This window comes from Streptococcus cristatus (assembly GCF_003943535.1).
GTDB lineage: Bacteria > Bacillota > Bacilli > Lactobacillales > Streptococcaceae > Streptococcus > Streptococcus cristatus_L.
The window spans coordinates 1-546 of sequence record NZ_RJPU01000040.1 but is presented as its reverse complement, the minus strand read 5'-3'; the positions used below and the strand labels follow the sequence as shown (position 1 = coordinate 546).

Below are 546 nucleotides of genomic sequence, written 5' to 3'. Positions count from 1 at the left end.
TGTTGAAACGGATTGACTCAAGCTTACTGATGCTGAAGCACTGGCACTTACTGAGACAGACTGGCTCAGGCTTACTGATGCTGAAGCACTTGCGCTTGCTGAGACAGACTGGCTGGTGCTCAGTGACGCTGAAGCACTTGCGCTTGTTGAGATAGACTGGCTGGCGCTCAATGAAGCTGAGGCACTTGCACTTACTGAGACAGACTGGCTGGTGCTCAATGAGGCTGAAGCTGAGGCACTTGTTGAAACGGATTGACTCAAGCTTACTGATGCTGAAGCACTTGCACTTACTGAGACAGACTGGCTGGTGCTCAATGAGGTTGAAGCTGTTGCACTTGTTGAAACGGATTGACTCAAGCTTACTGATGCTGAAGCACTGGCACTTACTGAGACAGACTGGCTCAGGCTTACTGATGCTGAAGCACTTGCGCTTGCTGAGACAGACTGGCTGGTGCTCAGTGACGCTGAAGCACTTGCGCTTGTTGAGATAGACTGGCTGGCGCTCAATGAAGCTGAGGCACTTGCACTTACTGAGACAGACACTGG

1 protein-coding gene is annotated in these 546 nt (G+C 51.3%); it reads left to right on the top strand.

The window, feature by feature from the left end; all coding sequences use genetic code 11:
• The first annotated feature begins 170 nt into the window (after window positions 1–170).
• Window positions 171–491 carry a hypothetical protein gene (locus D8790_RS10695; RefSeq protein ID WP_185761961.1) on the top strand — a complete coding sequence of 107 codons (321 nt, stop codon included), beginning with the start codon at window positions 171–173 and terminating at the stop codon, window positions 489–491.
• The last annotated feature ends 55 nt before the right edge of the window (window positions 492–546 follow it).